Origin of the sequence: Streptomyces sp. NPDC085900, from assembly GCF_044540925.1 — a bacterium.
Lineage (GTDB): Bacteria > Actinomycetota > Actinomycetes > Streptomycetales > Streptomycetaceae > Streptomyces > Streptomyces gilvifuscus.
The window spans coordinates 356,212-383,035 of record NZ_JBITSP010000010.1 but is presented as its reverse complement, the minus strand read 5'-3'; the positions used below and the strand labels follow the sequence as shown (position 1 = coordinate 383,035).

At 71.9% G+C, this 26,824-nt stretch carries 18 protein-coding genes; 8 read left to right on the top strand and 10 right to left on the bottom strand.

Annotated elements, in window-relative coordinates:
• On the bottom strand, nucleotides 1-743 hold a 743-nt coding region (locus ACIGDI_RS31800), incomplete at its 3' end, for a maltotransferase domain-containing protein (protein ID WP_399903830.1).
• Between the two features lie 227 nt (nucleotides 744-970).
• Complete coding sequence (locus tag ACIGDI_RS31795) at nucleotides 971-2,170, bottom strand: S8 family peptidase (RefSeq protein WP_399903827.1); 1,200 nt, start codon at nucleotides 2,168-2,170, stop codon at nucleotides 971-973.
• Nucleotides 2,171-2,431: 261 nt separating this feature from the next.
• Between ACIGDI_RS31795 and ACIGDI_RS31790 the strand changes: the two genes are divergently transcribed.
• Nucleotides 2,432-5,050 (top strand): glycosyltransferase family 1 protein, encoded by a 2,619-nt coding sequence (locus ACIGDI_RS31790; RefSeq protein ID WP_399903824.1) that lies wholly within the window; start codon nucleotides 2,432-2,434, stop codon nucleotides 5,048-5,050.
• A 67-nt stretch (nucleotides 5,051-5,117) separates the two neighbouring features.
• Here ACIGDI_RS31790 and ACIGDI_RS31785 read toward each other — a convergent pair whose 3' ends face one another.
• From ACIGDI_RS31785 to ACIGDI_RS31755, 7 genes are all read right to left on the bottom strand, one after another.
• A complete protein-coding gene (locus tag ACIGDI_RS31785) occupies nucleotides 5,118-5,636 on the bottom strand; it encodes a DUF1990 domain-containing protein (protein WP_200704218.1) in 519 nt (172 codons plus the stop codon).
• Nucleotides 5,637-5,705: 69 nt separating this feature from the next.
• Entirely contained in the window at nucleotides 5,706-7,376 is a 1,671-nt protein-coding gene (locus ACIGDI_RS31780) for a M4 family metallopeptidase (RefSeq protein ID WP_399903821.1), read from the bottom strand.
• Between the two features lie 305 nt (nucleotides 7,377-7,681).
• Nucleotides 7,682-9,703 carry a M4 family metallopeptidase gene (locus ACIGDI_RS31775; protein WP_399903820.1) on the bottom strand — a complete coding sequence of 674 codons (2,022 nt, stop codon included), beginning with the start codon at nucleotides 9,701-9,703 and terminating at the stop codon, nucleotides 7,682-7,684.
• Nucleotides 9,704-9,935: 232 nt separating this feature from the next.
• A complete protein-coding gene (locus ACIGDI_RS31770; protein ID WP_399903857.1) occupies nucleotides 9,936-11,639 on the bottom strand; it encodes an ABC transporter ATP-binding protein in 1,704 nt (567 codons plus the stop codon).
• Nucleotides 11,640-11,719: 80 nt separating this feature from the next.
• Nucleotides 11,720-13,432 carry an ABC transporter transmembrane domain-containing protein gene (locus ACIGDI_RS31765; RefSeq protein WP_399903817.1) on the bottom strand — a complete coding sequence of 571 codons (1,713 nt, stop codon included), beginning with the start codon at nucleotides 13,430-13,432 and terminating at the stop codon, nucleotides 11,720-11,722.
• A 48-nt stretch (nucleotides 13,433-13,480) separates the two neighbouring features.
• Nucleotides 13,481-15,340 carry an ABC transporter ATP-binding protein gene (locus ACIGDI_RS31760; protein ID WP_399903814.1) on the bottom strand — a complete coding sequence of 620 codons (1,860 nt, stop codon included), beginning with the start codon at nucleotides 15,338-15,340 and terminating at the stop codon, nucleotides 13,481-13,483.
• Nucleotides 15,337-17,115: an ABC transporter ATP-binding protein gene (locus ACIGDI_RS31755; protein ID WP_399903811.1), complete on the bottom strand. Its 1,779-nt coding sequence runs from the start codon at nucleotides 17,113-17,115 to the stop codon at nucleotides 15,337-15,339. Before ACIGDI_RS31755 ends, ACIGDI_RS31760 begins: the two co-directional genes overlap by 4 nt.
• 235 nt (nucleotides 17,116-17,350) lie before the next feature.
• Here ACIGDI_RS31755 and ACIGDI_RS31750 point away from each other — a divergent pair, with 235 nt between their 5' ends.
• From ACIGDI_RS31750 to ACIGDI_RS31735, 4 genes are read left to right on the top strand one after another with little or no spacing between them, the layout of a single operon-like run.
• Nucleotides 17,351-18,256: an ABC transporter ATP-binding protein gene (locus tag ACIGDI_RS31750; protein WP_399903808.1), complete on the top strand. Its 906-nt coding sequence runs from the start codon at nucleotides 17,351-17,353 to the stop codon at nucleotides 18,254-18,256.
• On the top strand, nucleotides 18,253-18,987 hold the full coding sequence (locus ACIGDI_RS31745) for an ABC transporter permease (protein ID WP_399903805.1): 735 nt from the start codon (nucleotides 18,253-18,255) through the stop codon (nucleotides 18,985-18,987). The genes ACIGDI_RS31750 and ACIGDI_RS31745 overlap by 4 nt, the downstream gene beginning before the upstream one ends.
• A gap of 25 nt (nucleotides 18,988-19,012) precedes the next feature.
• Nucleotides 19,013-20,281: a sensor histidine kinase gene (locus tag ACIGDI_RS31740; RefSeq protein WP_399903802.1), complete on the top strand. Its 1,269-nt coding sequence runs from the start codon at nucleotides 19,013-19,015 to the stop codon at nucleotides 20,279-20,281.
• Nucleotides 20,271-20,900 (top strand): response regulator transcription factor, encoded by a 630-nt coding sequence (locus ACIGDI_RS31735; RefSeq protein ID WP_200704227.1) that lies wholly within the window; start codon nucleotides 20,271-20,273, stop codon nucleotides 20,898-20,900. Before ACIGDI_RS31740 ends, ACIGDI_RS31735 begins: the two co-directional genes overlap by 11 nt.
• 1 nt (nucleotide 20,901) lies before the next feature.
• On the opposite strand, the gene glgX is transcribed toward ACIGDI_RS31735, so the two are convergent.
• Nucleotides 20,902-23,136 carry a glycogen debranching protein GlgX gene (gene glgX / locus ACIGDI_RS31730; RefSeq protein ID WP_399903799.1) on the bottom strand — a complete coding sequence of 745 codons (2,235 nt, stop codon included), beginning with the start codon at nucleotides 23,134-23,136 and terminating at the stop codon, nucleotides 20,902-20,904.
• Nucleotides 23,137-23,289: 153 nt separating this feature from the next.
• On the opposite strand from glgX, the gene ACIGDI_RS31725 reads away from it, so the two are divergent.
• The 3 genes from ACIGDI_RS31725 (at nucleotide 23,290) to ACIGDI_RS31715 (ending at nucleotide 26,701) form a co-directional block, all read left to right on the top strand.
• On the top strand, nucleotides 23,290-24,489 hold the full coding sequence (locus ACIGDI_RS31725; protein WP_399903796.1) for an Ig-like domain-containing protein: 1,200 nt from the start codon (nucleotides 23,290-23,292) through the stop codon (nucleotides 24,487-24,489).
• A gap of 123 nt (nucleotides 24,490-24,612) precedes the next feature.
• The gene (locus tag ACIGDI_RS31720; RefSeq protein ID WP_399903793.1) at nucleotides 24,613-25,857 is read left to right on the top strand and encodes an Ig-like domain-containing protein; all 1,245 of its coding nucleotides are present in this window, start codon (nucleotides 24,613-24,615) and stop codon (nucleotides 25,855-25,857) included.
• 76 nt (nucleotides 25,858-25,933) lie between these two features.
• Nucleotides 25,934-26,701: an enoyl-CoA hydratase/isomerase family protein gene (locus ACIGDI_RS31715; RefSeq protein WP_200705855.1), complete on the top strand. Its 768-nt coding sequence runs from the start codon at nucleotides 25,934-25,936 to the stop codon at nucleotides 26,699-26,701.
• Nucleotides 26,702-26,824: the final 123 nt, after the last annotated feature.

Below are 26,824 nucleotides of genomic sequence, written 5' to 3'. Positions count from 1 at the left end.
GGCAGCCGCCGCGCCGCGGTACGGAAGGTGCCGTGCGGTTCCTCGGCGGTGCCCTCCGAGCGCGGGAAGAACTCGTACCAGGCGCCGTACAGCGCCCGCTCGCGCTCCACCAGCAGCGGCAGCGTCTCCGAGGCCGTCACCAGCTCCCGCAGCGGATGCGCGGCCAGCACCGTGTCCACCTCCGGCGTCAACGCCGCCGCCAGCCGGGAGGCGGCCGGACGGGACTCGTCGCGCAGGGCGGCGGCCGCGGCCAGCACGGTGTCGCAGGTCCCCGGCGGCGCGTCGGCGGCCGCCCGTTCGTACAGCCGTGCCCCCTCCTCCAGGACCAGCTCCGTGTCCATGCCGGCCGGGATCTTGATCTGGGCGTGGTGGCGCCAGGTGGTGATCGGGTCGCCCCAGGCCTCCACGGTGTACGTCCAGTGGCCGGGTTCTCCGGCGGTGACGGTGGCGCCCCAGCGGTCGGTGCCGGGCGCCAGCTCGTGCATGGGCGTCCAGGGACCCGGTCGGCCGTCGGGGTCGGTGAGGACGACATTGGCGGCGACGGCGTCGTGGCCCTCGCGGAAAACGGTGGCCGAGATCTCGAACGACTCTCCGGTGACCGCCTTGGCTGGGAGGCGGCCGTGCTGGACGACCGGGCGGACGTCCAGGACGGGGATGCGTCCGACGCCGGCGGTGGCCGGCGGGGCGCAGGGCGTCTCGGCGCTGGGTGTCGGGGGTGCTGACGAGTGGTGCGTGGCGGGCATGACCGCTCCTGTCCGCGTCAACGTGGGTGGCCGGTTGGCTGTGGGGAGGGGGGTCCTGCGTGGCTTCTGTCGTGAAAGGTACCGGAGGAGCCTTCCCACCCTGTTCGGGTGAGCATTCCGGCACTTTGTTAACTACTCACGCGTTTGTCTACACACAAGACTGGCCCCGTTCGTGAACGAACGGGGCCGTCTCTGGGCCAAGTTCCCACGAAGTTCCTACGTAGTTCCTAAGAAGACGGCACCTGCAGCAGTTCGTCCGGCGAACCGGGTCCCCGTCCGGTTACCCCGGAGACCGCCAGTCGGAACAGGGCGCGGGCGACCTGTGCCGGCGTGGCCTTGGGGTGGCCGGCCAGGTACAGCGCGGCGGCGCCCGTCGCGTGCGGGGTCGCCATCGACGTGCCCGAGAAAGTCGCCTTCGCGGTGTCGCTCGTACCCCAGGCCGAGGTGATCGACACCCCTGGCGCGAACAGATCTACGGCGGAGCCGTAGTCGGAGAAGCCCGCCCGGGCGTCCGTGCGGTCGGTCGCGCCGACCGTGATGGCCTCTTTGACGTCCGCCGGGGAGTGCAGGGCGGCCGGCAGGCCGTCGTTGCCGGCCGCGACGGCGTAGGTGACACCGGAGGCGATGGAGTTGCGGACGGCCGCGTCGAGCTGGGCGTTGTGGGCGGTGCCCAGGCTGAGGTTGGCGACCGCGGGCTTCCTGGCGTGCCGGGTCACCCAGTCGATCCCCGCGATGACCTGCGAGGCCGTACCGGAACCGGAGTCGTCGAGAACGCGTACGGAGACCACCTTCGCCTTCTTGGCCACGCCATAGGTCGTGCCCGCGATGGTCCCGGCGACATGCGTGCCGTGGCCGTTGCCGTCGGAGGCGGTCCTGTCGTTTCCGACGAAGTCCCAGCCGTAGCTCGCGCGCCCGCCGAAGTCCTTGTGGGTGATCCGGACCCCGGTGTCGATCACGTAGGCCGTCACCCCCGCGCCGGCGGAGGAGGGCCAGGTGTACCTCCCGTCCAGCGGCGTGACCGGCTGGTCTATCCGGTCCAGGCCCCAGGACGGCGGTCTGCGCTGGGTGCGGTCGAGGGCGACCCGGGTGTCCTGGGCCACCGAGGCGACGCGCGGGTCGGCCGCGAGGAGAGCCGCCTGTCTCGCGTCGGCTCTGATCGCATAGCCGTTGAGGACCGAGCCGTAGGTGTGGCTGATTCGCGCACCGTACTTCTCGACGATGCCCTTTCCCGCCGAGGTCGGAGCCTTCGTTCCCCCCTTGAGCGTCACCAGGTAACTGCCGCTGACGGAGCCGGACCGGCCGGCGCCGAGTATCCGCCCCTGCGGTGCGGCGTGCGCGGGCAGGGTGGCGGCCGACAGCGCGGCGGCACAGGCCACCGCGGTCAGGCCCGCTGCCCGGCGCAGACGTCTGCTTCGCGTCCGTGCCATGGTCGTTCTTCCCCTCCCTTTGACTCCCCTTCGGCAGCCTCTCGTGCGCCGAGAAGCCCCACAAGAGGGCCCAGGGGGTGAATCGGCCATGTCGGCCATGGGGGACGGGCGAAGGTTGCGGTGGTTTCCGGACTGCGTACAAGAGTGACCGTCCTGTTGGACGCGCCGTGGTTACGAAGCCCCTCGCACCTATAACGTCGTGGTTGACGACGAGACGCACAGCGTTGTGCGTCCGCACAGCACACGCGTCGAGGTGGGAAAGTGAAGGCTATCCGTCGTTTCACCGTCCGGCCCGTTCTCCCCGACCCCCTGCGGCCGCTCAGCGACCTCGCGCGCAATCTGCGCTGGTCCTGGCATGCGGAGACCCGCGATCTCTTCCAGTCCGTCGACCCAGAGCGCTGGGCCGCCTCCGAGGGCGATCCGGTACGTCTGCTCGGCAGCGTGTCGCCGGCGCGGCTCGCGGAGCTGGCCGAGGACCGCCGGTTCCTGCGCCGGCTGACGGCGGTGGTGGACGACCTCAACGACTATGTGACCGGCGAGCGCTGGTACCAGGCGCAGCCCGCCGGGCTCCCGGCCGCCGTCGCCTACTTCTCACCCGAGTTCGGCGTCGCGGCCGCCCTGCCGCAGTACTCCGGCGGCCTCGGCATCCTGGCCGGCGACCACCTCAAGGCGGCCAGCGACCTAGGCGTCCCGCTGATCGGCGTGGGCCTGCTCTACCGGCACGGCTACTTCCGGCAGTCCCTCTCCCGCGACGGCTGGCAGCAGGAGCACTACCCGGTCCTCGACCCCAACGAGCTGCCGGTGGCCCTGCTCAACGAGCCCGACGGCACCCCCGCCCAGGTCTCCCTCGCCCTGCCCGGCGGCCGGCGGCTGCACGCCCGGATCTGGCTCGCCCAGGTCGGCCGCGTGCCCCTGCTCATGCTCGACTCGGACGTCGAGGAGAACGACCTCGGCGAGCGCGGGGTGACCGACCGGCTCTACGGCGGCGGCAGCGAGCACCGGCTGCTGCAGGAGATGCTCCTGGGCATAGGAGGGGTGCGGGCGGTGCGGACGTACTGCCGGCTGACCGGGCACCCGGAGCCGGAGGTGTTCCACACCAACGAGGGGCACGCGGGCTTCCTCGGCCTGGAACGCATCGCCGAACTGTGCGCCGAGGGGCTGGACTTCGACTCCGCGCTGGAGGCGGTGCGCGCCGGGACCGTCTTCACCACCCACACGCCCGTCCCGGCCGGCATCGACCGCTTCGACCGCGAGCTCGTCGCCCACCACTTCGGTCCCGACGCCGAGCTGCCGAGCATCGACGTCGAGCGCGTCCTCCGGCTCGGCATGGAGACCTACCCCGGCGGCGAACCCAACCTGTTCAACATGGCCGTGATGGGCCTGCGCCTGGGCCAGCGCGCCAACGGCGTCTCGCTGCTGCACGGCCACGTCAGCCGGGAGATGTTCTCCGGACTGTGGCCGGGATTCGACCCCGACGAGGTGCCGATCACCTCCGTCACCAACGGCGTCCACGCCCCCACCTGGGTCGCCCCCGAGGTGTTCCGGCTCGGCGCCCGGCAGATCGGCGCCCAGCGCACCGAGGACGCGCTGACCGTCGGCGCCTCCGACCGCTGGGACGCCGTCGCGGACATCCCCGACCAGGACATCTGGGAGCTGCGCCGCAACCTGCGCGAGCAGCTGGTCGACGAGGTGCGGGCGCGGCTGCGCGCGTCGTGGCGGCAGCGCGGCGCCGGAACGGCCGAGCTGGGGTGGATCGACGGGGTGCTGGACCCCGACGTCCTCACCATCGGCTTCGCCCGCCGGGTCCCGTCGTACAAGCGCCTGACGCTCATGCTCCGCGACCGCGACCGGCTGATGGAACTGCTCCTGCACCCGGAGCGGCCCCTGCAGATCGTCGTGGCGGGCAAGGCGCACCCGGCGGACGACGGCGGCAAGCGCCTGGTCCAGGAACTGGTCCGGTTCGCCGACGACCCCCGGGTCCGCCACCGCATCGTCTTCCTCCCCGACTACGGCATGGCGATGGCGCAGAAGCTCTACCCGGGCTGCGACATCTGGCTGAACAACCCGCTGCGCCCGCTGGAGGCCTGCGGCACGTCCGGCATGAAGGCGGCCCTCAACGGCTGCCTCAACCTCTCCGTCCTGGACGGCTGGTGGGACGAGTGGTTCCAGCCCGACTTCGGCTGGGCGATCCCCACGGCGGACGGGGTGGGTACCGACCCGGACCGGCGGGACGACATAGAGGCGGCGGCGCTGTACGACCTGCTGGAGCAGCGGGTGGCACCTCGTTTCTACGAACGCGGGCAGCACGGGCTGCCCGACCGCTGGATCGAGATGGTCCGCCAGACCCTGACCCTCCTCGGCCCGAAGGTGCTGGCCGGCCGGATGGTCCGCGAGTACGTGGAGCGCCTCTACGCCCCGGCGGCGCAGGCGCACCGCGCGATGGACCCCGACTCCGCGCGCGAACTCGCCGCCTGGAAGGGGCGGGTGCGGGCCGCCTGGCACGAGGTGAAGGTCGACCACGTGGAGACGTCGGCCACCACGGCCACCGCGGAACTGGGCACGACGCTCGCCCTGCGGGTACGGGTCGGCCTCGGCGGCCTCGGCCCGGACGACGTGGAGGTGCAGGCCGTGTCGGGCCGGGTCGACACCCAGGACCGCATCGCGGACGCCGAGGCGGTCCCGCTGAAACCGGCGGGCGCCCCGGATCCGGACGGCCGCTGGGTCTACGAGGGTCCCCTCTCCCTCGACCGCACCGGCCCCTACGGCTACACCGTCCGCATCCTGCCCGCGCACCGGCTGCTGGCGTCCGGCGCGGAGCTGGGACTGGTGGCGGTGCCGAGCGAGGAGACCGGCGAGGGTGCGGGGGTGCTGATGCGCTAGCGGTCCGGGGTGCCGGGCGGGGGCGCGGTCGTACGGCCGCCCCGCCCGGCTCGGGCCGCGGGGGCCCTCACCACTCCGCGAGGTCGGCGCACATCCTGCGCAGCACCTTGCCGCAGCGCCGGGCGTACGCGTTCTGCAGGCCGCGGGTGGCCGCCCCGCCCGCCCGCGCGTACCACTTGGCCGGGCGGCTGAACGCCGACACCGTGAGCCAGACCGTGCCGTCGCCGGTCCGCTCCACGACGAAGGCCTCCTCGCCGCACTCCGGATGCCCGGCCAGCGTGCCGTACGCCCAGCCGGCGCGGCGGGGTTCGTCGACCGTGTAGACGATCCGGCAGGGGGCCTTGATCATCCCGGCGAGGGTGACCGTGACGTCGACGTCGGCGGCGGCGCGGTCCGCGCCCGCCTCGATGCCGACGCCCATCTCCCGGTGCATCTCCCAGGTCAGCACCGCCTCGGAGGCTCGGCGGAAGACCTTCTCGCCCTCGCCGATGCGCGTACGCACATGCAGCTGGTGGAAGCCCGGCGGGCAGAACCCGCCGCGCCGGGTCGCGCCGATGTCGTCGTACGTGAAGTCGCTCGGGGGCATGGGACACAAGAGTAGGGCGGCACCCGGGGAAGCCCTCTCCCCGGGTGCCGCCCGCCAACCCCCCTCGGGTCAGCTGACGTTGACCGCGGACCAGGCCGCCGCCACCGCGTTGTACTCGGTGCTGCCGGAGCCGTAGAGCGCGGCCGCCGCGCTCAGCGTGCCGGTGCGGGCCGACTTGTAGTTCGTCGTCGACGTGAAGTACGTCGTCAGCGCCTTGTACCAGATCTGCAGCGCCTTGGCGCGGCCGATGCCGGTGACCGTGGAGCCGTTGGAGGTCGGCGAGTTGTAGCTGACGCCGTTGATCGTCTTGCTGCCGCTGCCCTCGGAGAGCAGGTAGAAGAAGTGGTTCGCCACACCCGAGGAGTAGTGGACGTCCAGGTTGCCGACGGAGGAGGACCAGTAGTCCGCCGAGCCGCCGTCCTTGCTGGGCTTGTCCATGTAGCGCAGCGGCGAGCCGTCGCCGTTGATGTCGATCTTCTCGCCGATGAGGTAGTCGCCGACGTCGGAGGAGTTCGCGGCGTAGAACTCCACACCGGTGCCGAAGATGTCGGAGGTCGCCTCGTTCAGACCGCCGGACTCGCCCGAGTAGTTCAGGCCCGCGGTGTTGGAGGTGACGCCGTGGCTCATCTCGTGCCCTGCGACGTCCAGGGACGTCAGCGGGTGGGTGTTGCCGGAGCCGTCGCCGTAGGTCATGCAGAAGCAGCTGTCGTCCCAGAAGGCGTTCACGTACGAGCTGCCGTAGTGGACGCGGGAGTAGGCGCCGACACCGTTGTTCTTGATGCCGGAGCGGCCGAAGGTGGCCTTGTAGAAGTCCCAGGTCTCCTGCGCGCCGTAGGCGGCGTCGGCGGCCGCCGTCTGGTCGGTGGTGGAGCTGGAGGCGGCGCCGGTGCCCCACACGTTGTCCGCGTCGGTGAACAGGGTGCCGGTACCGGAGCTGCTGCTGTGCTTCAGGTTGTACGTCTTGTGGCCGCCGCGCGTGGTGTCGTACAGCTGGTACGTCGAGCCCGACAGGGTGGTGGTCAGGCTGACGGTGCCCGAGTACAGCGTCTTGCCGGTGCCGGTGGCGTTCTCGATGCCCTGGTACTCGAAGAGCTTCTTGCCGGTCGCGGCGTCGGTGATGACGTGCAGCTGGTTGGGGGTGCCGTCGTCCTGGAAGCCGCCGACGATCGTCTCGTAGGCGAGGACGGGCTTGCCCGAGCCGGCCCAGATCACCTTGCGGGCGCCGTCGGCCGCGGACTTGGTGGAGCCCAGCGTCTTGGCGGCGCCGACCGCCTGCTTCTCGGCCTTGGCCGGGGTGACCTGCGCCTTGAGGGAGGCGACCTTGATGGCGGCCTTCACGGCTCTGGTCACGCCCTCGGTCTTGCCGGCCTTCGAGGTGTGGACGACGAGGTCGCCGCCGAGGACCGGCAGGCCCGCGTAGGTGCGCTCGTAGCGGGTGTGGGTGGTGCCGTCGGCGTCCTTCACGACGTCCTTGACGACCAGCTTCTCCTTGGCGCCCAGGCCTATCTTCTGCGCCGTCTCGGCGACGTCCGCCTGCGCCTTCTTGATGAGGGAGACGCGGGTCGCGGCCGACAGCGCGGTGGGCGCGGCGGCGGGGCGGGCCGCGGTCGCGGCGTCCGCCTTGGTGGGCGCGGCGGCGGCCGTACCGGTGGTCAGGCCGGTGGTGAGCAGGGCTCCGGCGGCGACGGCGGTGGCGATGGCCAGGGTGGACCGCTTGTGACGCGCGTAGAGGGGGGTCACACAAGCTCCTTGTGGTGGGGGAGTCCTCGCCCGGCGTGGGGTTGCCGGGTTCCGGGTTGCTGTGAAGTTGTGCGGCGGTTGTCAGGAAGAGTGACATCCAGGCGCGTACATGTCAGTCCCCCCAAGTGATGTTGGCCGAAAAACGTCGGCCGGGTGAACATTGCAGGCGTGTAAACCGAGTTGGCGCCGGTAAAAGGCCAACCTTCGGAATGCAAGGCGACGGCAAAAAGGGGCACCGCCCCGGGGAGTCGAACCACCGGGGCGGCGCCCTGAATTCGGGGCCTGAGGCCTCTGGGGCCCGCGGCCTACGGGAAGGTGAGCTTCCAGCTGTTGATCGTGCCGACGTCCTGTGCGGCCTGGTCCTGGACCCTCAACTTCCAAGTGCCATTGGCTGATTCGGTGGAGGCGTTCACCGTGTAGGTGTCCGTCACGTTGTCCGCCGAGTCGGAGGAGCTGAAGTTCTTCAGCCGGTAGGCGGTGCCCGACGGACCGATCAGATCGATCACCAGGTCGCCGCGCCAGGTGTGAGTGATGTTCGGCGTGACCTGCAAGTTGGAGGGTGCGTTTCCGGTCCGTCCGGAGACCGTGATCGACGAGGTGACGGCGGGGCCGTTGTCCGGAATCGACACCGGGGTCGAGCTCTCGTACGACGTCCCGGTACCGCCACCGCCGCCGGAGCGCGAGCCGACGGCCACGCCCGCCCACGCGTCCTGCACCGCCTTGTACTCGGCGGAGGTGGTGCCGTAGAGCTCGCCGGCCGCCGCGAGGGTGCCGGTGCGCGCGGAGGCGTAGTTGGTGGTGGACGTGAACTTGGTGGTCAGCGCCCGGTACCAGATCTGCAGCGCCTTGGCGCGGCCGATGCCGGTGACCGGCAGCCCGTCCGCGGTCGGCGAGTTGTAGCTGACGCCGTTGATGACCTTGGCGCCGCTGCCCTCGCTCAGCAGGTAGAAGAAGTGGTTGGCGGGGCCGGACGAGTAGTGCACGTCCAGGCCGCCGAGGCCCGAGTACCAGCTGTCCTTGGACGCGCCGTCCTTGCTGGGCTTGTCCATGTAGCGCAGCGGGGTGCCGTCGCCGTTGATGTCGATCTTCTCGCCGATGAGGTAGTCGCCGACGTCGGAGGAGTTCGCGGCGTAGAACTCCACACCGGTGCCGAAGATGTCGGAGGTCGCCTCGTTCAGACCGCCGGACTCACCGCTGTAGTTGAGCCCGGCCGTGTTCGACGTGACGCCGTGGCTCATCTCGTGGCCGGCGACGTCGAGGGAGGTCAGCGGGTCCGCGTTGCCGGAGCCGTCGCCGTAGGTCATGCAGAAGCAGCTGTCGTCCCAGAAGGCGTTCACGTACGAGTTGCCGTAGTGCACGCGGGAGTAGGCGCCGACGCCGTTGTTCTTGATGCCCGAGCGGCCGAAGGTGTTCTTGTAGAAGTCCCAGGTGACCGCGGCCCCGTAGTGGGCGTCCGCGCCCGCGGTGGCCGCGTTCGAGGTGGTGCCGTTGCCCCAGGTGTTGCTGGTCTGCGAGAACAGCGTGCCGGTGCCGGAGGTGCCGTGGTTGAGGTTGTACGTCTTGTGGTTGCCGCGGTCGCCGTCGGTCAGGTTGTAGTTCGAACCCGACTGCGTCGTCGTCAGCGAGACGGTGCCGCTGTACTGGGTGTTGCCGGTACCGGTGGCGTTCTCGACGCCCTGGTACTCGAAGAGCTTCTTGCCGGTGGTGGCGTCGGTGATGACGTGCAGCTGGTTCGGCGTGCCGTCGTCCTGGAAGCCGCCGATGACCGTCTCGTAGGCGAGGACGGGCCTGCCGCTCGCCGCCCAGATCACCTTGCGGGCGCTGTCGGCGGTGGCCTTGGTGCCGCCGAGGGCCTTGGCACGGCTCACGGCCTGCTTCTCGGCGGACGCCTTCGTGATGTCCGGGGTGACGTCCGAGACCTTGATGGCCGCGTCGGTCGCCTTGATGACGCGCTTCGTGGCACCCGACTTGGCGGTGTCGACGACGAGGTCGCCGCCGAGGACGGGCAGGCCCGCGTAGGTGCGCTCGTAGCGGGTGTGCAGGGTGCCGTCGGCGTCCTTGACGACGTCGCGGGCGACGAGCTTCTCCTTCGACCCGAGGCCGATGTCACGGGCCGTCTGGCTGCGGGCCGTGTCGGCGTCGCGCAGCAGCTCGGCGCGCTGCGAGGGGGAGAGCTTGACGGCCGCGTGGGCCGGGTTGCCCTTGGCGGAGGCCTGGGCCGGGGCGGCGGAGGCGGCGCCCGTCTGGACGGCCGCGGCGAGCAGGGCGGTGACGCCGGCTATGGCGAGGGTGTGGGAGGTGCGTCTGCGAGAGGAACTGCTTCTCAACACTGACTCCTTCTGCGTGGCCGCGGGTCGCGCGACCAGGGGAGATCCGGACGGTGGGTCGACCGCCCGGGCAGAACTGGGTTGGAGCTGTGGGGTTGCTGTGTTGAAGCTGTGGGAAGGGTGGCAGGAGATTTACGCCCTGTCAGGAGCGCGTCAGGAACTTGGCCGGAATTGGTTCGTTGACCGGATATCCGTGTTCGCTATGCGAACCTGCCTCTGGCCTATGAGCCGATCACGCGGGGTGCGGGCGCTCCCCGTGCCACGTCCCCCACAGCGCCGCGTACGCGCCGTCCGCCGCCACCAGCTGCTCGTGGGTGCCGAGTTCGGTGAGGCGGCCGTTCTCCATCACGGCCACGCGGTCCGCGTCGTGGGCCGTGTGCAGCCGGTGCGCGATCGCGATGACCGTGCGCCCCTCCAGTACGGCGGCCAGGGCGCGCTCGGTGTGACGCGCGGTCGTCGGGTCCAGCAACGCCGTCGCCTCGTCCAGGATCAGGGTGTGCGGGTCGGCCAGCACGACGCGGGCCAGGGCGAGTTGCTGCGCCTGCGAACCGTCGGTGCGCCGGCCCCCCTCGCCGAGCGGGGTGTCCAGACCGTCCGGCAGCTCGCGCACCCACTCGGCGCCCACCGCCGTCAGCGCCGCCCACAACTCCTCGTCCGTGGCGTCCGGTTCGGCGATGAGCAGGTTGTCGCGGACCGTGCCCAGGAACACGTGGTGCTCCTGGGTGACCAGGACGACCTGTCGGCGCAGCTGCTCGGGACCGAGGTCCACGACGGGCACACCGCCGACGGTCACCGACCCCTCGGTCGGCGCGTCGACCCCCGCGAGGAGCCGGCTGAGGGTCGTCTTCCCGGCGCCGGAGGGACCGACGACCGCCAGCCGCTCCCCGGGCCGTACCGTCAGGTCGACCCCGTGCAGCACCTCGCCGCCGCGTTCGTAGGCGTACCGGACCCCGGCCACGTCGATCCGGTCGCCGGCCGGCGTGGGGGAGCCGTCCCGCACCGCCCGCGGAGCCTGGGCGAGGCCCTCGACGCGGGCGAACGAGGCGCCGCTGTTCTGCAGTTGCTCGATGCGCATCAGGATGTCGTCGAGCGGTCCGCTCAGCCGCTGCAGATACAGGGCCGCCGCCACCACCGCGCCCAGGCTCAGCGTGCCCCGCCCGTGCAGCAGCCCGCCGACCAGCAGCACCGCGGCGACCGGGACGAGATAGGACACCTCCACCACCGGGAAGAACACGCTCCGCAGGAACAGCGTGTACAGCCGGGTGCGCCGGGACGTCTCCAGCGCGTCCCGGGCGGCCCTCACGCGCCGCTCCTGCAGCCGCAGCGCCTCGACCGTCCGGGCGCCGGCCGCCGTCGCCGCGAGGACCTCCGCCACCTCGGAGGTGGCGGCCCCCTCGGCGAGATACCCGTCGCGGGCGCGCCGCAGATACCAGCGCACGCCGCACCCGATGGGGACCAGACCGAGCAGACCGCAGGCGCCCAGCAGCGGGTGCAGCGCGAACACGGCGCCGAGCAGGAACAGCGCCTGCACGCCGTTGATGAGCAGGTCGGGGCCCACGTCGCGCAGGGTGGTGCCGACCAGCGCCACGTCACCCGTGCCGCGCGCGGTCAGATCACCGGTGCCGGCCCGCTCCACGGCCGACGCGGGCAGCGCGAGCGTACGGTCGACGAACCGCTCCCGGACCCGGGCCAGCGTCCGCTCGCCGAAGCGATGGCCGACATAGCGGGCCCAGCGGGCCAGCAGCAGCTGCGCGAGCGAGCAGAGCAGGATCCACAGGGCCAGCCGGTCGACGGCGTCCACGCCCCCGCCGGCCCGCACCTCGTCCACGATCCGCCCCACCAGCCACGGCCCGGCCAGCCCGGCGCCCGCGGCGAGCGCGTTGAGCGCCAGTACGGCGGCGAAGGCCCGGATGTCGGCGTGCACGAGCCGCACCATCGCGCGCCGCACGTCGGCCCGTTCGGCGACGGGCAGGTGCCCGGTGGCGTCCGAGGCAACCGAACGGCTGGATTCCGATGTCACCGTACGGCCTCCTCGGCGTCCGCGTCCCTGGCCACCAGCGCCCGGTAGGCGGGCTCCGCGTCGAGCAGTTCGCGGTGGCTTCCGGCGGCCACGACCGCTCCGTCCACCAGGAAGTACACGGTGTCCGCCCGGTCCAGCACGAGCGGGGAGGTGCTCGTGACCAGAGTCGTACGGCCCTGCCGTGCCGCGCGCAGCCGTTCGGCGACCCGCGCCTCGGTGTGGGCGTCCAGGGCGGAGGTCGGCTCCACGGCGAGCAGCACCTCCGGGTCGGCCAGCAGGGCGCGGACCAGCCGCACCCGCTGGCGCTGGCCGCCGGAGAGGTTGCGTCCCTGGGCCTCGATCACCGAGTCGAGCCCGTCGGGCAGCGCGAGCACGATGTCCTCGGCGACCGCCGTGTGCACGGCCCGCTCGATGTCCTCCCGCGCCCGCTCCCGCCGCCCACAGACCAGGGAGCGCAGCGTCTGCGCGAACAGGTCCGCCTCGTGGTCGGCGACCAGGACGCGCTCCCTGATCCGCGCCACCGCGACGTCGGCCAGCGGAACCTCGCCCCAGGTCGCCGCCGAGGGCGTGTATCCCCCGAGCCGGTCGACGACGGCCGCCGCGTCGGACGGGCGGGCCGCGGCCAGCGCGGTCAGCCGGCCCGGGAGGACCCGGACCCCCGACTCGGGGTCGAACAGGGCCGCGGGCCCGTCCGGCGCGTCACGGGTGCCGGTGTCGGCGAGGGGCTCCAGCTGCAGGAACCGCACGACGCGCCGGGCCGACACCAGCCCCCGGCTGATCTGGTAGCCGCACTCCACCCAGAAGGCCACCGGCCCCACCAGGACCGCCACATAGCCGTAGACGGACACCAACTGGCCGACGGTGATGAGTCCTTGGGCGGCCAGCCGGGCCGCCAGCCAGGTCACCAGGGCCAGGAACAGCGTCGGCAGGCCCACCCCGAGCGCCTGGACCCAGCTGGTCACCGCGCCGACCCGGTAGCCCTGCCGGCGCAGTCGCTGCGAGTCGCGCCGGAAGGCCTGCGCGAACAGGCCCTTGCCGCCGAGCCCGTTGAGGACGCGCAGCCCGCCGGCGAGATCGGCGATACGGGCCGTCAGCACGCCCTGCCGATCCCGGTACTCGGTCTCCGCGCCCTGCAGCCGGGCCAGCAGCGGGCCCACGAGGACGACGATCACGGGCATGCCGAGCAGGACGACGGCCGCCACCAGCGGTGACACGGACAGCAGCAGAGCGGCGACCACCAGGTAGGCGACCACCGCTCCGACGCCGGGCCCCACCACCGTCAGCGACTGGCTGATCGTCTGCACGTCGCCCACCCCGATCGTGACGACCTCCCCGGCCCCCACCCGGCGCCGCAGGGCGGCCCCCAGCCGCACCGCCTGTCCGACGACCACCTTCACCGTGCGGAAGTTGGCGTCCATGCGCACCCGGGTCATCGTGCGGTGCCGCATGATGCTCAGCCAGGCGTTGAACGCCCCGACCGCGAAGAGCGCGGCCGTCCAGCCCGCCAGTGCCGGGAAGTCCCCCGGGACCAGCCCGTCGTCGATCGCCCGGGACAGCAGGTAGGGGGTCGCCGCCAGCAGGACCATCCACACACTGCCCAGCACCGCCCCGGCGGCGCATCTGCCGGGCTGCCGGCCGACCAGCCAGAGCAGATAGCGGGCGCCGCCCCGACGGTCGGGCTCCCCGGGATCCTCGTACGCGTCGATCACCTGTCCCCCTGAACGGTCACGCCACAGATCAATCGTCCCTCTGCAAGGTCACGCCAGGCTGTCCCGCCATGCCCGGTGCAGGTCCGCGAACCGGCCGGTTCCCGCGACGAGTTCGGCCGGTGGGCCGTCCTCGACGATCCGGCCGTGCTCCATCACCAGGACCCGGTCGGCGATCTCCACCGTCGACAGCCGGTGGGCGATGACGACCGCCGTACGGTCGCGCAGGACCGTCGACATGGCGCGCTGCACGGCCCGTTCGCCCGGGATGTCGAGCGAGCTGGTCGCCTCGTCGAGGATCAGCACGGCCGGGTCGGCCAGCAACGCCCGTGCGAACGCGACGAGTTGACGCTGACCGGCGGAGATACGGCCGCCCCGCTTGCGTACGTCCGTGTCGTAGCCGTCGGGCAGCGCCTCGATGAAGTCGTGCGCGCCGATCGCCTTCGCGGCCCGCTCGATCTGCTCACGGCCCGCCTCCGGCCGCCCGATGGCGATGTTGTCGGCGACCGTGCCGGAGAACAGGAACGCCTCCTGCGTCACCATCACCACCCCGCGCCGCAGTTCGGGCACCGACAGCTCGCGCAGGTCGACGCCGTCCAGCAGCACCCGCCCCTCGGAGGGGTCGTAGAAGCGGGCGAGCAGCTTGGCCAGCGTCGACTTGCCGGCGCCGGTCGAGCCGACGACCGCGACCGTCTGTCCGGCCGGCAGGACGAGGTCGAAGCGGGGCAGCACCTCGCCGCCGGTGCGGTAGCCGAAGCGCACGCCGTCGAAGACGACCTCGCGGCCCGGGATCTCACCGGCGAGGGCGGGCAGCGGCACGGGCGTCGACGGCTCCGGCACGGACGGCGTCTGCGCGAGCAGACCGGCGATCTTCTCCAGCGAGGCCGCCGCCGACTGGTAGGCGTTCAGGAACATGCCGAGCCGGTCGATGGGGTCGTACAGCCGGCGCAGGTACAGCACCGCGGCCGCCAGCACACCCAGCTCCAGCGAGCCGTCCGCCACCCGGTAGGCGCCCCACAGCACGATCACCGCGACCGCGGTGTTGGCGACCAGCCGGGAACCCACGACATAGCGGGCCATCTCCAGCATGGCGTCGCCGTTGGTCCGCTCGTGCCGCCGGTTGAGCACCCCGAACTCGGCGTCGTTGGCGGCCTCGCGGCGGAACGCGCGCACCGGGCGGATGCCGTTCATCGTCTCGACGAACTTCACGATCACAGCCGCGATGGCGGTCGAACGCACCCGGTACACCCGTCCCGCGCGCCGCTGGTAGAGCCGTACCAGCAGATACAGCGGCACGAACGACACCACCGCCGGCGCCCCGATCCCCACATCCAGCCACAGCAGCATCGCCGAGATGTAGACGAACGACAGGACGACCGTCACCAGCTCCTGCAGGCCCTCGTTCAGCAGCTCGCGCAGCGACTCCACGTCCGTGGTGGAACGCGAGATCAGCCGGCCGCTCGTGTAGCGCTCGTGGAAGTCGATGCTCAGCGCCTGGGCGTGCCGGAAGATCCGGCCCCGCAGATCCAGCAGCACGTCCTGGCTGACCCGGGCCGAGGTCAGGATGAACGCCGACTGCAGCACCCCGGAGGCCAGCGCGCACAGCAGATAGGCGACGGCCACCACCACCAGCGGCCCGTGGTCGTCGCGCCGCAACGCCGGTACGGCGTTGTCGATCGCGTACGCCACCAGCAGCGGGCCCGCCTGCACCGCCGCCTGCTGGAGCAGCAGCAGGAACGAGGTCAGGGCGACACCGGACCTCAGCGGGGCGAGCAGCGAGCGCAGCAGCCCGGCCGTGGCGCCCGGGGGAGTGGGCAGCACATCCTTGTCGAAGGGGTCGGGCCTGCCCTCGGGGCGCGGGAGGTCCGGTTCGTCGTCGGCCGTGGACACGGACGTCGAGGGTGCCGTCATCGCTCGTCCTCCGCTTCCCCGGCGCCCGACATCAGATGGGCGTACTCGGCGTTGGTGCGCAGCAGTTCGTGATGGGTGCCCACGGCCGCGATACGGCCCCCGGACAGCAGGGCGACCCGGTCGGCGAGCAGCACGGTCGACGGGCGGTGCGCCACGATGAGCGCCGTCGTCTCGGCCAGCACGTCCCGCAGGGCGGCCTCCACGGCGGCCTCCGTGTGCACGTCCAGCGCCGACAGCGGGTCGTCCAGGACCAGGAACCTGGGTCTGCCGACGACGGCCCGGGCGAGCGCGAGGCGCTGCCGCTGTCCGCCGGACAGGCTCAGGCCCTGCTCGCCGACCTGCGTGTCCGTGCCCTGGGGCAGCGCGTGCGCGAACTCGGCCTGCGCGACGGACAGGGCGCGGTTCAGCTCGGCGGCCCCGGCCCGGTCGTCGGCGCCCATGAGCACGTTCTCCCCGACGCTCGCGGAGAAGAGGGTCGGTTCCTCGAAGGCCACGGCCACCTTGGCGCGCAGCTCCTCGCGGGACATGGCGGTGATGTCCTCGCCGTCCAGGGTGATGTGTCCCGAGGTGAGCTCGTGAAGACGGGGGACGAGCGCGGTGAGGGTCGTCTTGCCGCTTCCGGTCGCGCCGACCAGGGCCATGGACTCGCCGGGGCGGATGTGCAGGTCGACCCGGTCGAGGACGGGGGGTGAGCCGTCAGGGGCGTCGGGGTAGCGGAAGCGGACGTCGTGGAAGCGCAGACCGCTGTCCCGCGACGGCCGCGGGGCGGCCCGCCCGGACTGTTCCGGTTCCTGGTCCAGCACCTCGAAGTACCGCTCGGTGGCCGTCGCCGCCTCCTGGCTCATCGCCAGCAGGAAGCCGATGGAGTCCACCGGCCACCGCAGCGCGAGCGCCGTCGACAGGAACGCCACCAGCGTCCCCGCCGAGAGTGAACCGTCCGCCACCTGCGCGGTCCCCAGCACCAGCGCCGCCCCGATGGCCAGCTCCGGCAGCGTCACGATGACACCGAAGATCGTGGCGAGCAGCCCCGCCTTGCGCAGTTCCGTCCCCCGCAGCGTCCGCGCCAGCTCCCGGAAGGCCAGCGACTGACTGCGGTGGCGCCCGAAGCCCTTGATGATCCGGATGCCGAGCACGCTCTCCTCGACGAGTGTCGTCAGATCACCGACCTGGTCCTGCGCGAGGCGCGCCACGCGCGCGTACCGCTTCTCGAAGACCACGCAGGTGATCACGACGGGCACGGCCGGCACCAGGATCACCAGGCCGAGCGTCCAGTCCTGCAGCAGCATGATGGTCACACCGACGAGGATCGTCACGCCGTTGACCAGCAGGAACGTCAGGGGGAAGGCGAGGAACTGGCGCAGCAGCATCAGGTCCGTCGTGCCGCGCGAGAGCAACTGGCCCGAGGCCCAGCGGTCGTGGAAGGCGACCGGCAGCCGCTGCAGGTGCCCGTACAGCGTCGCCCGCATGCCCGCCTCGACGCCGGACAGCGGCCGCGCCACCAGCCAGCGCCGCAGCCCGAACAGCAGCGCCTCGGCCACCCCGAGCAGCAGCAGGTACAGCGCGCCGAGCCACACGCCCGCCGGATCGCGGTCGGCGACCGGCCCGTCGACAATCCACTTCAGCACCAGCGGGATGACCAGGCCCACGCAGGAGGCGACGATCGCCACGCACGCGGCCGTCACCAGCCGCGCCCGCACGGGCCGGACATGGGGCCACAGGCGGAGCAGGGTCCGTACGGCCGACCGGTCCTTGGTGGTTGCACGTGTCGTGGGCATCAGTGGTGAGCCTACGGATCGGCACTGACAACGCCCACCGAGTTTTGGCCGGACCGGAATCGGTCCATGGTCCTACGACCTGCGTGTTCGAGGAGCCGCACGCGACCGTCGGCGGGGTCCCAGGGGCGCACGGGAGCGCCGGCGGGGTCGTAGGGCGGCATCAACCGATCGGTTGATGCGGCTTCGAGCGCGACGGCCGATGTGGCCGCACCCCGGGTTTCGCGACGCTGGTCCCATGTCCGTCATCGAAGTCACCGACCTGCGCAAGAGCTACGGCGGCCGGCCCGCCGTCGACGGTGTCTCCTTCGCCGTCGAGGAGGGCGAGATCTTCGGGATCCTCGGCCCGAACGGCGCCGGCAAGACCACCACCGTCGAGTGCGTCGAGGGGCTGCGCGTCCCCGACGCCGGCCGTGTCCGCGTCACCGGCCTCGACCCCGTCGCCGACCACGCGCGCGTGGCCCGCGTCCTGGGCGCCCAGCTGCAGCAGAGCGAGCTGCAGCCCAAGCTCACCGTCCGCGAGGCGCTGGAGCTGTACGCCTCCTTCTACCCGCGCCCGCTCGACTGGGCGCCGCTCGCCGAACGCCTGGGCCTCACCGCGAAGCTCACCACCCGGTTCGCCAAGCTGTCGGGCGGTCAGAAGCAACGCCTGTTCATCGCCCTGGCGTTGATCGGCAACCCCCGTGTCGTCGTCCTCGACGAACTCACCACCGGCCTCGACCCGCGGGCCCGCCGGGACACCTGGGAGCTCATCGAGGACGTCCGGGCGGGCGGGGTGACGGTCCTGCTGGTCACCCACTTCATGGAGGAGGCCCAGCGGCTGTGCGACCGGATCGCCGTCATCGACAGGGGACAGGTGGCCGCGCTGGACACCCCGGCCGGCCTGATCCGGCGCTCGGCGGGCGCCACGGTCATCAGCTTCACGCCGTCCGCGCCGCTGGACGACGGTGACCTCCAGACCCTCCCCGCGCTGGCGTCCGTCGACCGCAGGGACGGCCGGATCACGCTGGCCGGCACCGACGAGACGGTCAACGCCGTCATCACCCTCCTCGCCCGCCACCGGGTCACCGCCCACCAGCTCCGCGTGGTGGACGCCACGCTCGACGACGCCTTCCTCGACCTGACGAAGGAGACCGCGTCATGAGCACCGCCGTCCTGCGGACCGAGGTCCGGCTCTTCCGCCGCGAACCCGGCGCGATCTTCTGGATCCTGCTCTTCCCGACCCTGCTGCTGGTGATCCTCGGCTCGATCCCCGGCTTCCGGGAGCACCAGAGCGACCTCGGCGGACTGCGCACCATCGACGTCTACGTCCCGGTCGCCGTGCTGCTCGGCCTGATCGTCGGCGGCCTGCAGTCCATGCCGCAGACCCTCACCGGCTACCGCGAGCGCGGCATCCTGCGCCGGATGGCCACCACGCCCGTCCGCCCCTCCGCCCTGCTGTCCGCGCAGATGGCGGTGTACGGCGGCGCGGCCCTGGTGTCCGCGCTACTGGCCCTCGCGGTCGGGCGGCTGGCCTTCGGCGTGGTGCTGCCGAAGCAGCCCCTCGGCTACCTCCTCGCGCTGCTCCTGGCCGTCCTGGTCGCCCTCGCTCTCGGATCGGTGGTGTCGGCGCTGTCCCGTACGACGAAGATCGCGGGCGCGATCGGATCGGCCGTGTTCTTCCCGTCGATGTTCTGCGCGGGCGTGTGGCTGCCGGTGCAGTCCATGCCGCACCTGATGGCGAGGATCGTCGACTGCACGCCCTTCGGTGCCGCCGCGCAGGCCCTGAACCAGGCGGCGGCCGGGCACTGGCCCGGCTGGGGCCACCTCGGCGTGCTGGCGGTGTGGATCCTGCTGCTGACCGGCGCGGCCGGGCGCTGGTTCCGCTGGGAGTAGGCGGCCGGCCGTGCAGACTGAGGACATGACCGGGGTGGACACGCAGATCGAGCGGCGCTGGGAGCAGTTCCACACCTGGGGGCCGTACGGGCTGCTGTTCATCGGTCTCGTCCCCGCCCTCGCCACCGCCGACCCGCACGCCGGACCGGGCAGGTGGTACACCGCCTGGGGCCTGCTCGGCGCCGCGCTCGTACTCCAGCTGTGGTGGCACAGCACCCGCCCCACCGGGCCCGACCGGCGCCGCACCCCTTCCCGGGCCGGGACCGTGTACTACGCCGTCCGCTGGGCGCTGGCCTTCGCCCTCACCTGGCTCAACCCGTTCTTCGCGTTCTACGCGGCGACCGGCTACATGGACGCCGACGAGACGATCCCGGGTGTCCGGTGGCAGCGGCTCGGCCTGTTCGCGAGCGCGGTCACCGTGGCCGGCGCGCAGGCCGGCGGGATGCCGTTCGGCAGTGCGGTCCAGTGGCTGGTCTTCCTCGCGCTGCTGGCCGCCAACTCGGGCCTGCAGATGGTGGTCGCCCATCTCACCGAACAGGAGACGCGGCGGGCCCACGAGCGGACCGAGACCATCACCGAACTGGAGCGCACCAACGCCGCGTTGCAGCAGGCGCTCGACGAGAACGCCGCCCTTCACGCCCAACTCCTCGTCCAGGCACGGGAGGCGGGGGTCGCCGACGAACGCCGGCGGCTGGCCGCCGAGATCCACGACACCATCGCTCAGGGCCTGACCGGCATCATCGCCCAGCTCCAGGTCGTGGCGAACACGCCCGACGAGAAGGCGGCCCGCGAGCACGTGGGCCGCGCCGTGGAACTGGCCCGCCACAGTCTGGGCGAGGCCCGCCGCTCCGTCCACAACCTCGCCCCGCCGGCACTGGACAACGACGGGCTGCCCCAGGCGCTGAAGAAGACGGTCTTCGCATGGGGCGAACGCACCGGCGTGCGGGCCGACTTCACCGTCACCGGCACCGCGGAGCAGCTGCACGGCGAGGTGGCGGCCACCCTCCTGCGCATCGTCCAGGAGGCCCTGTCCAACGCCGCCCGCCACGCCCGGGCCCGCCGCGTCGGCGTCACCCTGTCGTTCATGGGCGACGAGGTCGTCCTCGACATCCGCGACGACGGCACCGGCTTCGACCCGGCCGCCGTGCCGGCCCGCACCGCCTCCGGCGGCTTCGGCCTGGACGGCATGCGGGCCCGCGCCGAACGCATCGCCGGCTCCCTCACCGTGGAGTCCGAGCCGGGCCACGGCACGGCGCTGTCGGCTCGCGTACCGTTGGTCCGCCATGACCGGTGACATCTCCGTGCTGATCGTCGACGACCATCCCGTGGTACGGGACGGTCTGCGCGGCATGTTCGAGTCCGCGCCCGGCTTCCGCGTCCTCGGCGAGGCCGCGAACGGCGTCGAGGCGGTCGAGCGGGCCGCCGCGCTCGACCCCGACGTGGTCCTGATGGACCTGCGCATGCCGGGCGGCGGCGGGGTCGACGCCATCGCCGAGCTCACCCGGCGCGGAGCCCGCGCCAAGGTCCTGGTGCTGACGACGTACGACACCGACACCGACACGCTTCCGGCGATCGAGGCCGGCGCCACGGGCTACCTGCTCAAGGACGCCCCGCGCGACGAGCTGTTCACCGCCGTGCGCGCCGCCGCCGAGGGCCGCACCGTCCTCTCCCCGGCCGTCGCCTCCCGCCTGGTCTCCGCGGTCCGCGCCCCCGGCAACGAGCCCCTCTCCGCCCGCGAACGCGAGGTCCTGGCCCTCGTCGCCCGAGGCACCTCCAACCGCGAGATCGCCCGCGAACTGTTCATCAGCGAGGCGACCGTGAAGACCCATCTCACCCACCTGTACGCCAAGCTGGGCGTGAACGACCGCGCGGCCGCGGTGGCCACGGCGTACCAGCGGGGGATCCTCGGCTAGTTCAGCCGGCTACCCGCAGCAGCAGCACCGAGCGGGCCGGGACCGTGATCGCCGCTCCTGCCCGGTGCGTCACCGCCGGTTCCTCCGACTGGGCCTCCCGTGAGGTGTCGACGACCACCTCGTACCGCTCGGCCCACGGCGGGCCCGGCAGTACGAAGTCCGACGGGCGGTCGCCGGCGTGCAGGACGGCGAGGAAGCTGTCGTCGAGGATCGCCTCGCCCCGCTCGTCGCGGCCCGGGATGTCCCGGCCGGAGAGGTACATGCCGAGCGTGCCGGCGGGCGCGTACCAGTCCCGTTCCGTCATCTCCGCACCGCGCGAGGTGAACCAGGCCAGGTCGCGCAGGCCGTCCGCGGAGTGCGCGCGGCCCGAGAAGAAGGCGCGGCGCCGCAGCACCGGGTGGCGGTGGCGCAGCGCGATCAGCCGGGAGGTGAGGTCGAACAGCGCCTTCCAGCCGGGCTCCGCCAGCAGCCCCCAGTCCAGCCAGCCGATCTCGTTGTCCTGGCAGTAGGCGTTGTTGTTGCCGCGCTGGGTGCGGCCCAGTTCGTCACCGGCGACCAGCATCGGCACGCCCGTCGACAGCAGCAGGGTGGTCAGCAGGTTCCGCAACTGCCGCCGCCGCAGGGCCCGTACGCGCTCGTCGTCCGTCTCGCCCTCCGCCCCGCAGTTCCAGGACCGGTTGTCGTCCGTGCCGTCCCGGTTGCCCTCGCCGTTGGCCTCGTTGTGCTTGCGTTCGTACGACACCAGGTCGCGCAGGGTGAAACCGTCGTGCGCGGTGATGAAGTTGACGGAGGCGTAGGGGCGCCGGCCGCCCCAGGCGTAGAGGTCGCTGGAGCCCGAGAGGCGGTAGCCGAGGTCCCGCACGTCGGGCAGCGCCCCGCGCCAGAAGTCCCGTACGGCGTTGCGGTACCGGTCGTTCCACTCCGTCCACAGCGGTGGGAACGCGCCCACCTGGTAGCCGCCGGAGCCCACGTCCCACGGCTCGGCGATCAGCTTCACGCGCCTGAGCACCGGGTCCTGGGCGATGACCGCGAGGAACGGCGAGAGCATGTCGACGTCGTGCATGGAGCGGGCCAGCGCGGCGGCCAGGTCGAAGCGGAAGCCGTCGACGCCCATCTCCGTCACCCAATAGCGCAGCGAGTCGGTGATGAGGCGCAGCACGTGCGGCTGGACCACCTGCAGGGTGTTGCCGCAGCCGGTGTAGTCCGCGTAGCGCCTGGCGTCCGACTGCAGCCGGTAGTAGCCGCGGTTGTCGATGCCCTTCAGCGACAGCGTCGGGCCCAGTTCGCCCGCCTCGGCCGTGTGGTTGTAGACCACGTCCAGGATCACCTCGATCCCGGCCGCGTGCAGCGCCCGCACCATGCGCTTGAACTCGCCGACCTGCTGTCCCGTCGTACCGGAGGCGGCGTACCCGGCGTGCGGGGCGAAGTAGCCGATGGAGTTGTAGCCCCAGTAGTTCTTCAGACCGCGGCGCAGCAGATGGTCCTCGTGGGCGAACTGGTGCACGGGCAGCAGTTCGACGGCCGTGACGCCCAGCTTCACCAGGTGCTCGATCGCCGCCGGGTGCGCCAGCCCGGCGTAGGTGCCGCGCAGCTCCTCCGGGATGCCCGGGTGCAGCTTGGTGAAGCCCCGTACGTGCAGCTCGTAGATGACCGAGTCCGCCCACGGGGTCTTCGGGCGGCGGTCGTCGGACCAGTCGTCGTCATCGTGGACGACGACGCCCTTGGGGACGTACGGCGCCGAGTCCCGCTCGTCGCGCACGGTGTCCGCGACGTGCTGCTGCGGCCAGTCGCGCACATGCCCGTACACCTCCGGCGGCAGCCCGAAGTCGCCGTCCACCGCCCGCGCGTACGGGTCGAGCAACAGCTTGGCCGGGTTCCAGCGGCCGCCGGTCCACGGGTCCCAGCGGCCGTGCACCCGGTAGCCGTACCGCTGCCCGGGCACCACCCCCGGCACGAAGCCGTGCCAGATCTCATGGGTCAGCTCGGTCAGACGGACCCGCGTCTCCTTGCCCCGCTCGTCGAACAGGCACAGCTCCACCGCCTCCGCCCCGCCCGCCCACAGCGCGAAGTTGGTGCCCGCCACCCCGTCCGGCCCGGTACGGAACCGGGCGCCCAGCGGCGTCGGCGCACCCGGCCGCACGGGCACGCCCGGCACCCTGCGGGGCGCGCCGTCGACCACGGCGGCAGGGCGCACGCCCTCCTCGGCGACCGCCTTCTGCTCGGCTGCGCTGGACACCTGTCGGCCTCCCACGGCTCACGGGACGGAGCTGGAAGAGAGCGCACGGCGTCCCGGCCGCGGCTCCCCGTCGCGTCGTCCTCCCCACTGTTCTGCCCAGAGCGTGGCTCGCACTCACGTTTCCCCAGGGCGGGGCCGCTCGTTGGGACGCATGTGAAGGACGCACACAGGCGCGCGCGGCGCGCCGGGGCCGCACTGGCCGTACTGACATGGGCGGGGCTGCTCGCCGGCTGCACCTCCCCGACCGGCATCGACGAGGCCCTGGGCAAGCCCCCGGCTCCCGAGGACGTCATCCGGGTCTCACCGGACGACGGCAGCAAGGACGTCCGGCCCGACCAGCGGCTCGTGGTGCGGGTGCCCAGCGGGCGCCTGGAGTCCGTGAAGGTCGTTCAGGCGCAGGACGCGCAGGAGACCGAGGTGCGCGGCCACGTCTCCGACGACGGCCTGCGCTGGGAGCCGGACGACGGCCGGCTGGCGCTGGCGGCCAAGTACACCGTCGACGCCGTCGCCCTGGACGGGCACGGCCGCAGGTCGGCCCGCCACACGACCTTCACCACCTACGTCCCCGACGAGCGGTTCATCGGCTACGTCACCCCCGAGAACCGCGCCACCGTCGGCACCGGCATGATCGTCTCCCTGGAGTTCAACCGGGAGATCGAGGACCGCGCGGCCGTGGAGCGCGCGATCCGCGTCACCGCCCGCCCGGCCGTCGAGATCCGCCCGCACTGGTTCGGCAGGGCCCGCCTGGACTTCCGCCCCGAGCACTACTGGAAGCCCGGCACCCAGGTCACGGTCGATCTGCGGCTGCGGGACGTCGAGGGGGCGCCCGGCGTCTACGGCATCCAGGACAAGACGTTCTCCTTCACCGTCGGCCGCAGCCAGGTCTCCCTGGTCGACGCGGCCCGGCACACCATGGAGGTGCGGCGGGACGGCGCCCTGCTGGCCACCGTGCCCATCACGGCCGGCTCGCCCAAGCACACCACCTACAACGGGAAGATGGTGGTGATGGAGATGCTCGAGGTCACCCGCATGAACAGCCGCACGGTCGGTTTCGGCGGCGAGTACGACATCCCGGACGTCCCGCACGCCATGCGGCTGACCGACTCCGGCACCTTCGTCCACGGCAACTACTGGGCGCCGGACGCCCCGGGCCGGGTCAATGTCAGCCACGGGTGCGTGGGGCTCAGGGACGTCAAGGGCGGCGGCTCCGGCACTCCCGCGGGCTGGTTCTTCGACCGCAGCCTGATCGGGGACGTCATCGAGGTGGTCCACAGCAATGACAAAAAGGTCGCTCCCGACAACGGACTCGGGGGATGGAACATGGGGTGGAAGGAGTGGAAAGCGGGCAGTTGATGTTGGGACGAAATGGTGACCTTCGGCTGACACGATTCTCAAAACCCTGCGGTTAATATGCGCGAATGCGCTGGGCTGGCGCACTGGGGTGGGGCCCGACCAGGCCCGGGAGGGGAGAACGACTTGAACGTGCGGCCGATATCGGGGGCGTCGGTTGACGCGCGCGGACGCAGAGGCAGGGGAGTGCCGGCGCTGATACTCGGCGCCCTGCTCCTCACCGTCACCGCGTGCGGAGGGGGTGGCTCGGGCTCCGGGTCCGGTTCCGGGGACGCCAAGGGCAAGGGCGCCGACAGCGCGCAGAGCAAGCAGTCCGTGGCCGTCGTCGCCATAGCCCCGAAGGACGGCGCGACCTCCGTCGACACCAGCGGTGCGCTCAAGGTCAGCGCCACCAAGGGCAAGTTGACGCAGGTCGAGGTCAAGACCGCCAAGGGCGAGGCGATAGCCGGGAAGATCACCGACGGCGGCGCCTCGTGGACGCCGTCCACGCACCTGGCCGCGTCCACCAAGTACACCGTGCACGCCGTCGCCAAGGACTCCGAGGGCCGCCAGGCGGCCGAGGACTCCAGCTTCACCACGCTGACCCCGAAGAACACCTTCATCGGCAGCTTCACCCCCGAGGACGGCTCCACCGTCGGCGTCGGGATGCCGTTCTCGATCCGCTTCACCCGGGGCATCACGCACCCCGGGGACGTCGAGAAGGCCATCAGCATCAAGACCGAGCCGGCCGTCGACGTCGAGGGCCACTGGTTCGGCAACGACCGCCTGGACTTCCGCCCGGAGAACTACTGGAAGTCCGGCACCAAGGTCACCGTCAGCCTGAACCTGGACGGCGTCGAGGGCCGCCCCGGCGTCTACGGCAAGCAGGCCAAGACCGTGAAGTTCACCATCGGCCGCAACCAGGTCTCGATCGTGGACGCCAAGAAGCACACCATGAAGGTCATGCGCGACGGCAAGGTGTACAAGACCCTTCCCGTCACCACCGGCAAGCCCGGCTACGACACCTGGAACGGCCAGATGGTCATCAGCGAGAAGCTGCGGGTGACCCGGATGAACGGCGAGACGGTCGGCTACGGCGGCGAGTACGACATCAAGGACGTCCCCGACGCCATGCGGCTGACCGACTCGGGCACCTTCGCCCACGGCAACTACTGGGGCGGCGGCGCCTTCGGCAACTACAACGCCAGCCACGGCTGCATCGGCCTGCGCGACGCGCGCGGCGGCTACGACCGCTCGCTGCCCGGCGCCTGGTTCTTCGACCACTCCATCATCGGCGACGTGGTGACGGTGAAGAACTCCGACGACCGTACCGTCGACCCGGCCAACGGCCTCAACGGCTGGAACATGTCGTGGGAGAAGTGGAAGGCGTAGACCTCAGGTGATCGACGGCCCCGGTGTGAGGTACCGCACCGGGGCCGTTGCCGTTAGTCCCCGTTAACCTGCCTGCATGACCGTGAATCTCGAAGTCGCCGAAGGTGTCGGCACCATCCGTCTCGACCGTCCGCCCATGAACGCGCTGGACGTCGCCACCCAGGACCGGCTCAAGGAGCTCGCCGAGGAGGCGACCCGGCGCGAGGACGTGCGGGCCGTGATCGTCTACGGCGGGGAGAAGGTGTTCGCGGCGGGCGCGGACATCAAGGAGATGCAGAACATGGACCACACGGCGATGGTCCTGCGCGCCCGCGCCCTGCAGGACTCGTTCACGGCGGTCGCCCGCATCCCCAAGCCGGTGGTCGCGGCGATCACCGGCTACGCCCTCGGCGGCGGCTGCGAGCTGGCGCTGTGCGCGGACTTCCGCATCGCCGCGGACAACGCCAAGCTCGGTCAGCCGGAGATCCTGCTCGGTCTGATCCCGGGTGCCGGCGGCACCCAGCGGTTGTCCCGGCTGGTCGGTCCCTCCAAGGCCAAGGACCTGATCTTCACCGGCCGTATGGTCAAGGCGGACGAGGCGCTGGCGCTGGGCCTGGTGGACCGGGTCGTCCCGGCCGCCGAGGTGTACACCGCGGCGCACGAGTGGGCGGCGCGGCTCGCGCAGGGCCCGGCGCTCGCGCTGCGGGCCGCCAAGGAGTCCATCGACACGGGCCTGGAGACCGACATCGACACGGGCCTCGCGGTGGAACGGAACTGGTTCGCGGGCCTGTTCGCCACCGAGGACCGGGAGCGGGGGATGCGGAGCTTCGTGGAGGAGGGCCCCGGCAAGGCGAAGTTCCTCTGAACCGCTTGCAATTGACACGCTGTCTGATCCGGCGGTCCCTCGATGGGGCGGTTTATGGGAGCCTTAAGGCAACCTTAAGTCTGGTTTGTCGAGGGGCGCGGTCCATTGCCGCCCGCAGGGGCT

Coding starts and splice junctions, on each gene's coding strand:
- ACIGDI_RS31795 (WP_399903827.1), bottom strand. CDS start 2,170: ATGGCACGGACGCGAAGCAGACGTCTGCGCCGGGCAGCGGGCCTGACC.
- ACIGDI_RS31785 (WP_200704218.1), bottom strand. CDS start 5,636: ATGCCCCCGAGCGACTTCACGTACGACGACATCGGCGCGACCCGGCGC.
- ACIGDI_RS31770 (WP_399903857.1), bottom strand. CDS start 11,639: ATGGTGCGGCTCGTGCACGCCGACATCCGGGCCTTCGCCGCCGTACTG.
- ACIGDI_RS31760 (WP_399903814.1), bottom strand. CDS start 15,340: ATGACGGCACCCTCGACGTCCGTGTCCACGGCCGACGACGAACCGGAC.
- ACIGDI_RS31755 (WP_399903811.1), bottom strand. CDS start 17,115: ATGCCCACGACACGTGCAACCACCAAGGACCGGTCGGCCGTACGGACC.
- ACIGDI_RS31750 (WP_399903808.1), top strand. CDS start 17,351: ATGTCCGTCATCGAAGTCACCGACCTGCGCAAGAGCTACGGCGGCCGG.
- ACIGDI_RS31745 (WP_399903805.1), top strand. CDS start 18,253: ATGAGCACCGCCGTCCTGCGGACCGAGGTCCGGCTCTTCCGCCGCGAA.
- ACIGDI_RS31740 (WP_399903802.1), top strand. CDS start 19,013: ATGACCGGGGTGGACACGCAGATCGAGCGGCGCTGGGAGCAGTTCCAC.
- ACIGDI_RS31735 (WP_200704227.1), top strand. CDS start 20,271: ATGACCGGTGACATCTCCGTGCTGATCGTCGACGACCATCCCGTGGTA.
- ACIGDI_RS31715 (WP_200705855.1), top strand. CDS start 25,934: ATGACCGTGAATCTCGAAGTCGCCGAAGGTGTCGGCACCATCCGTCTC.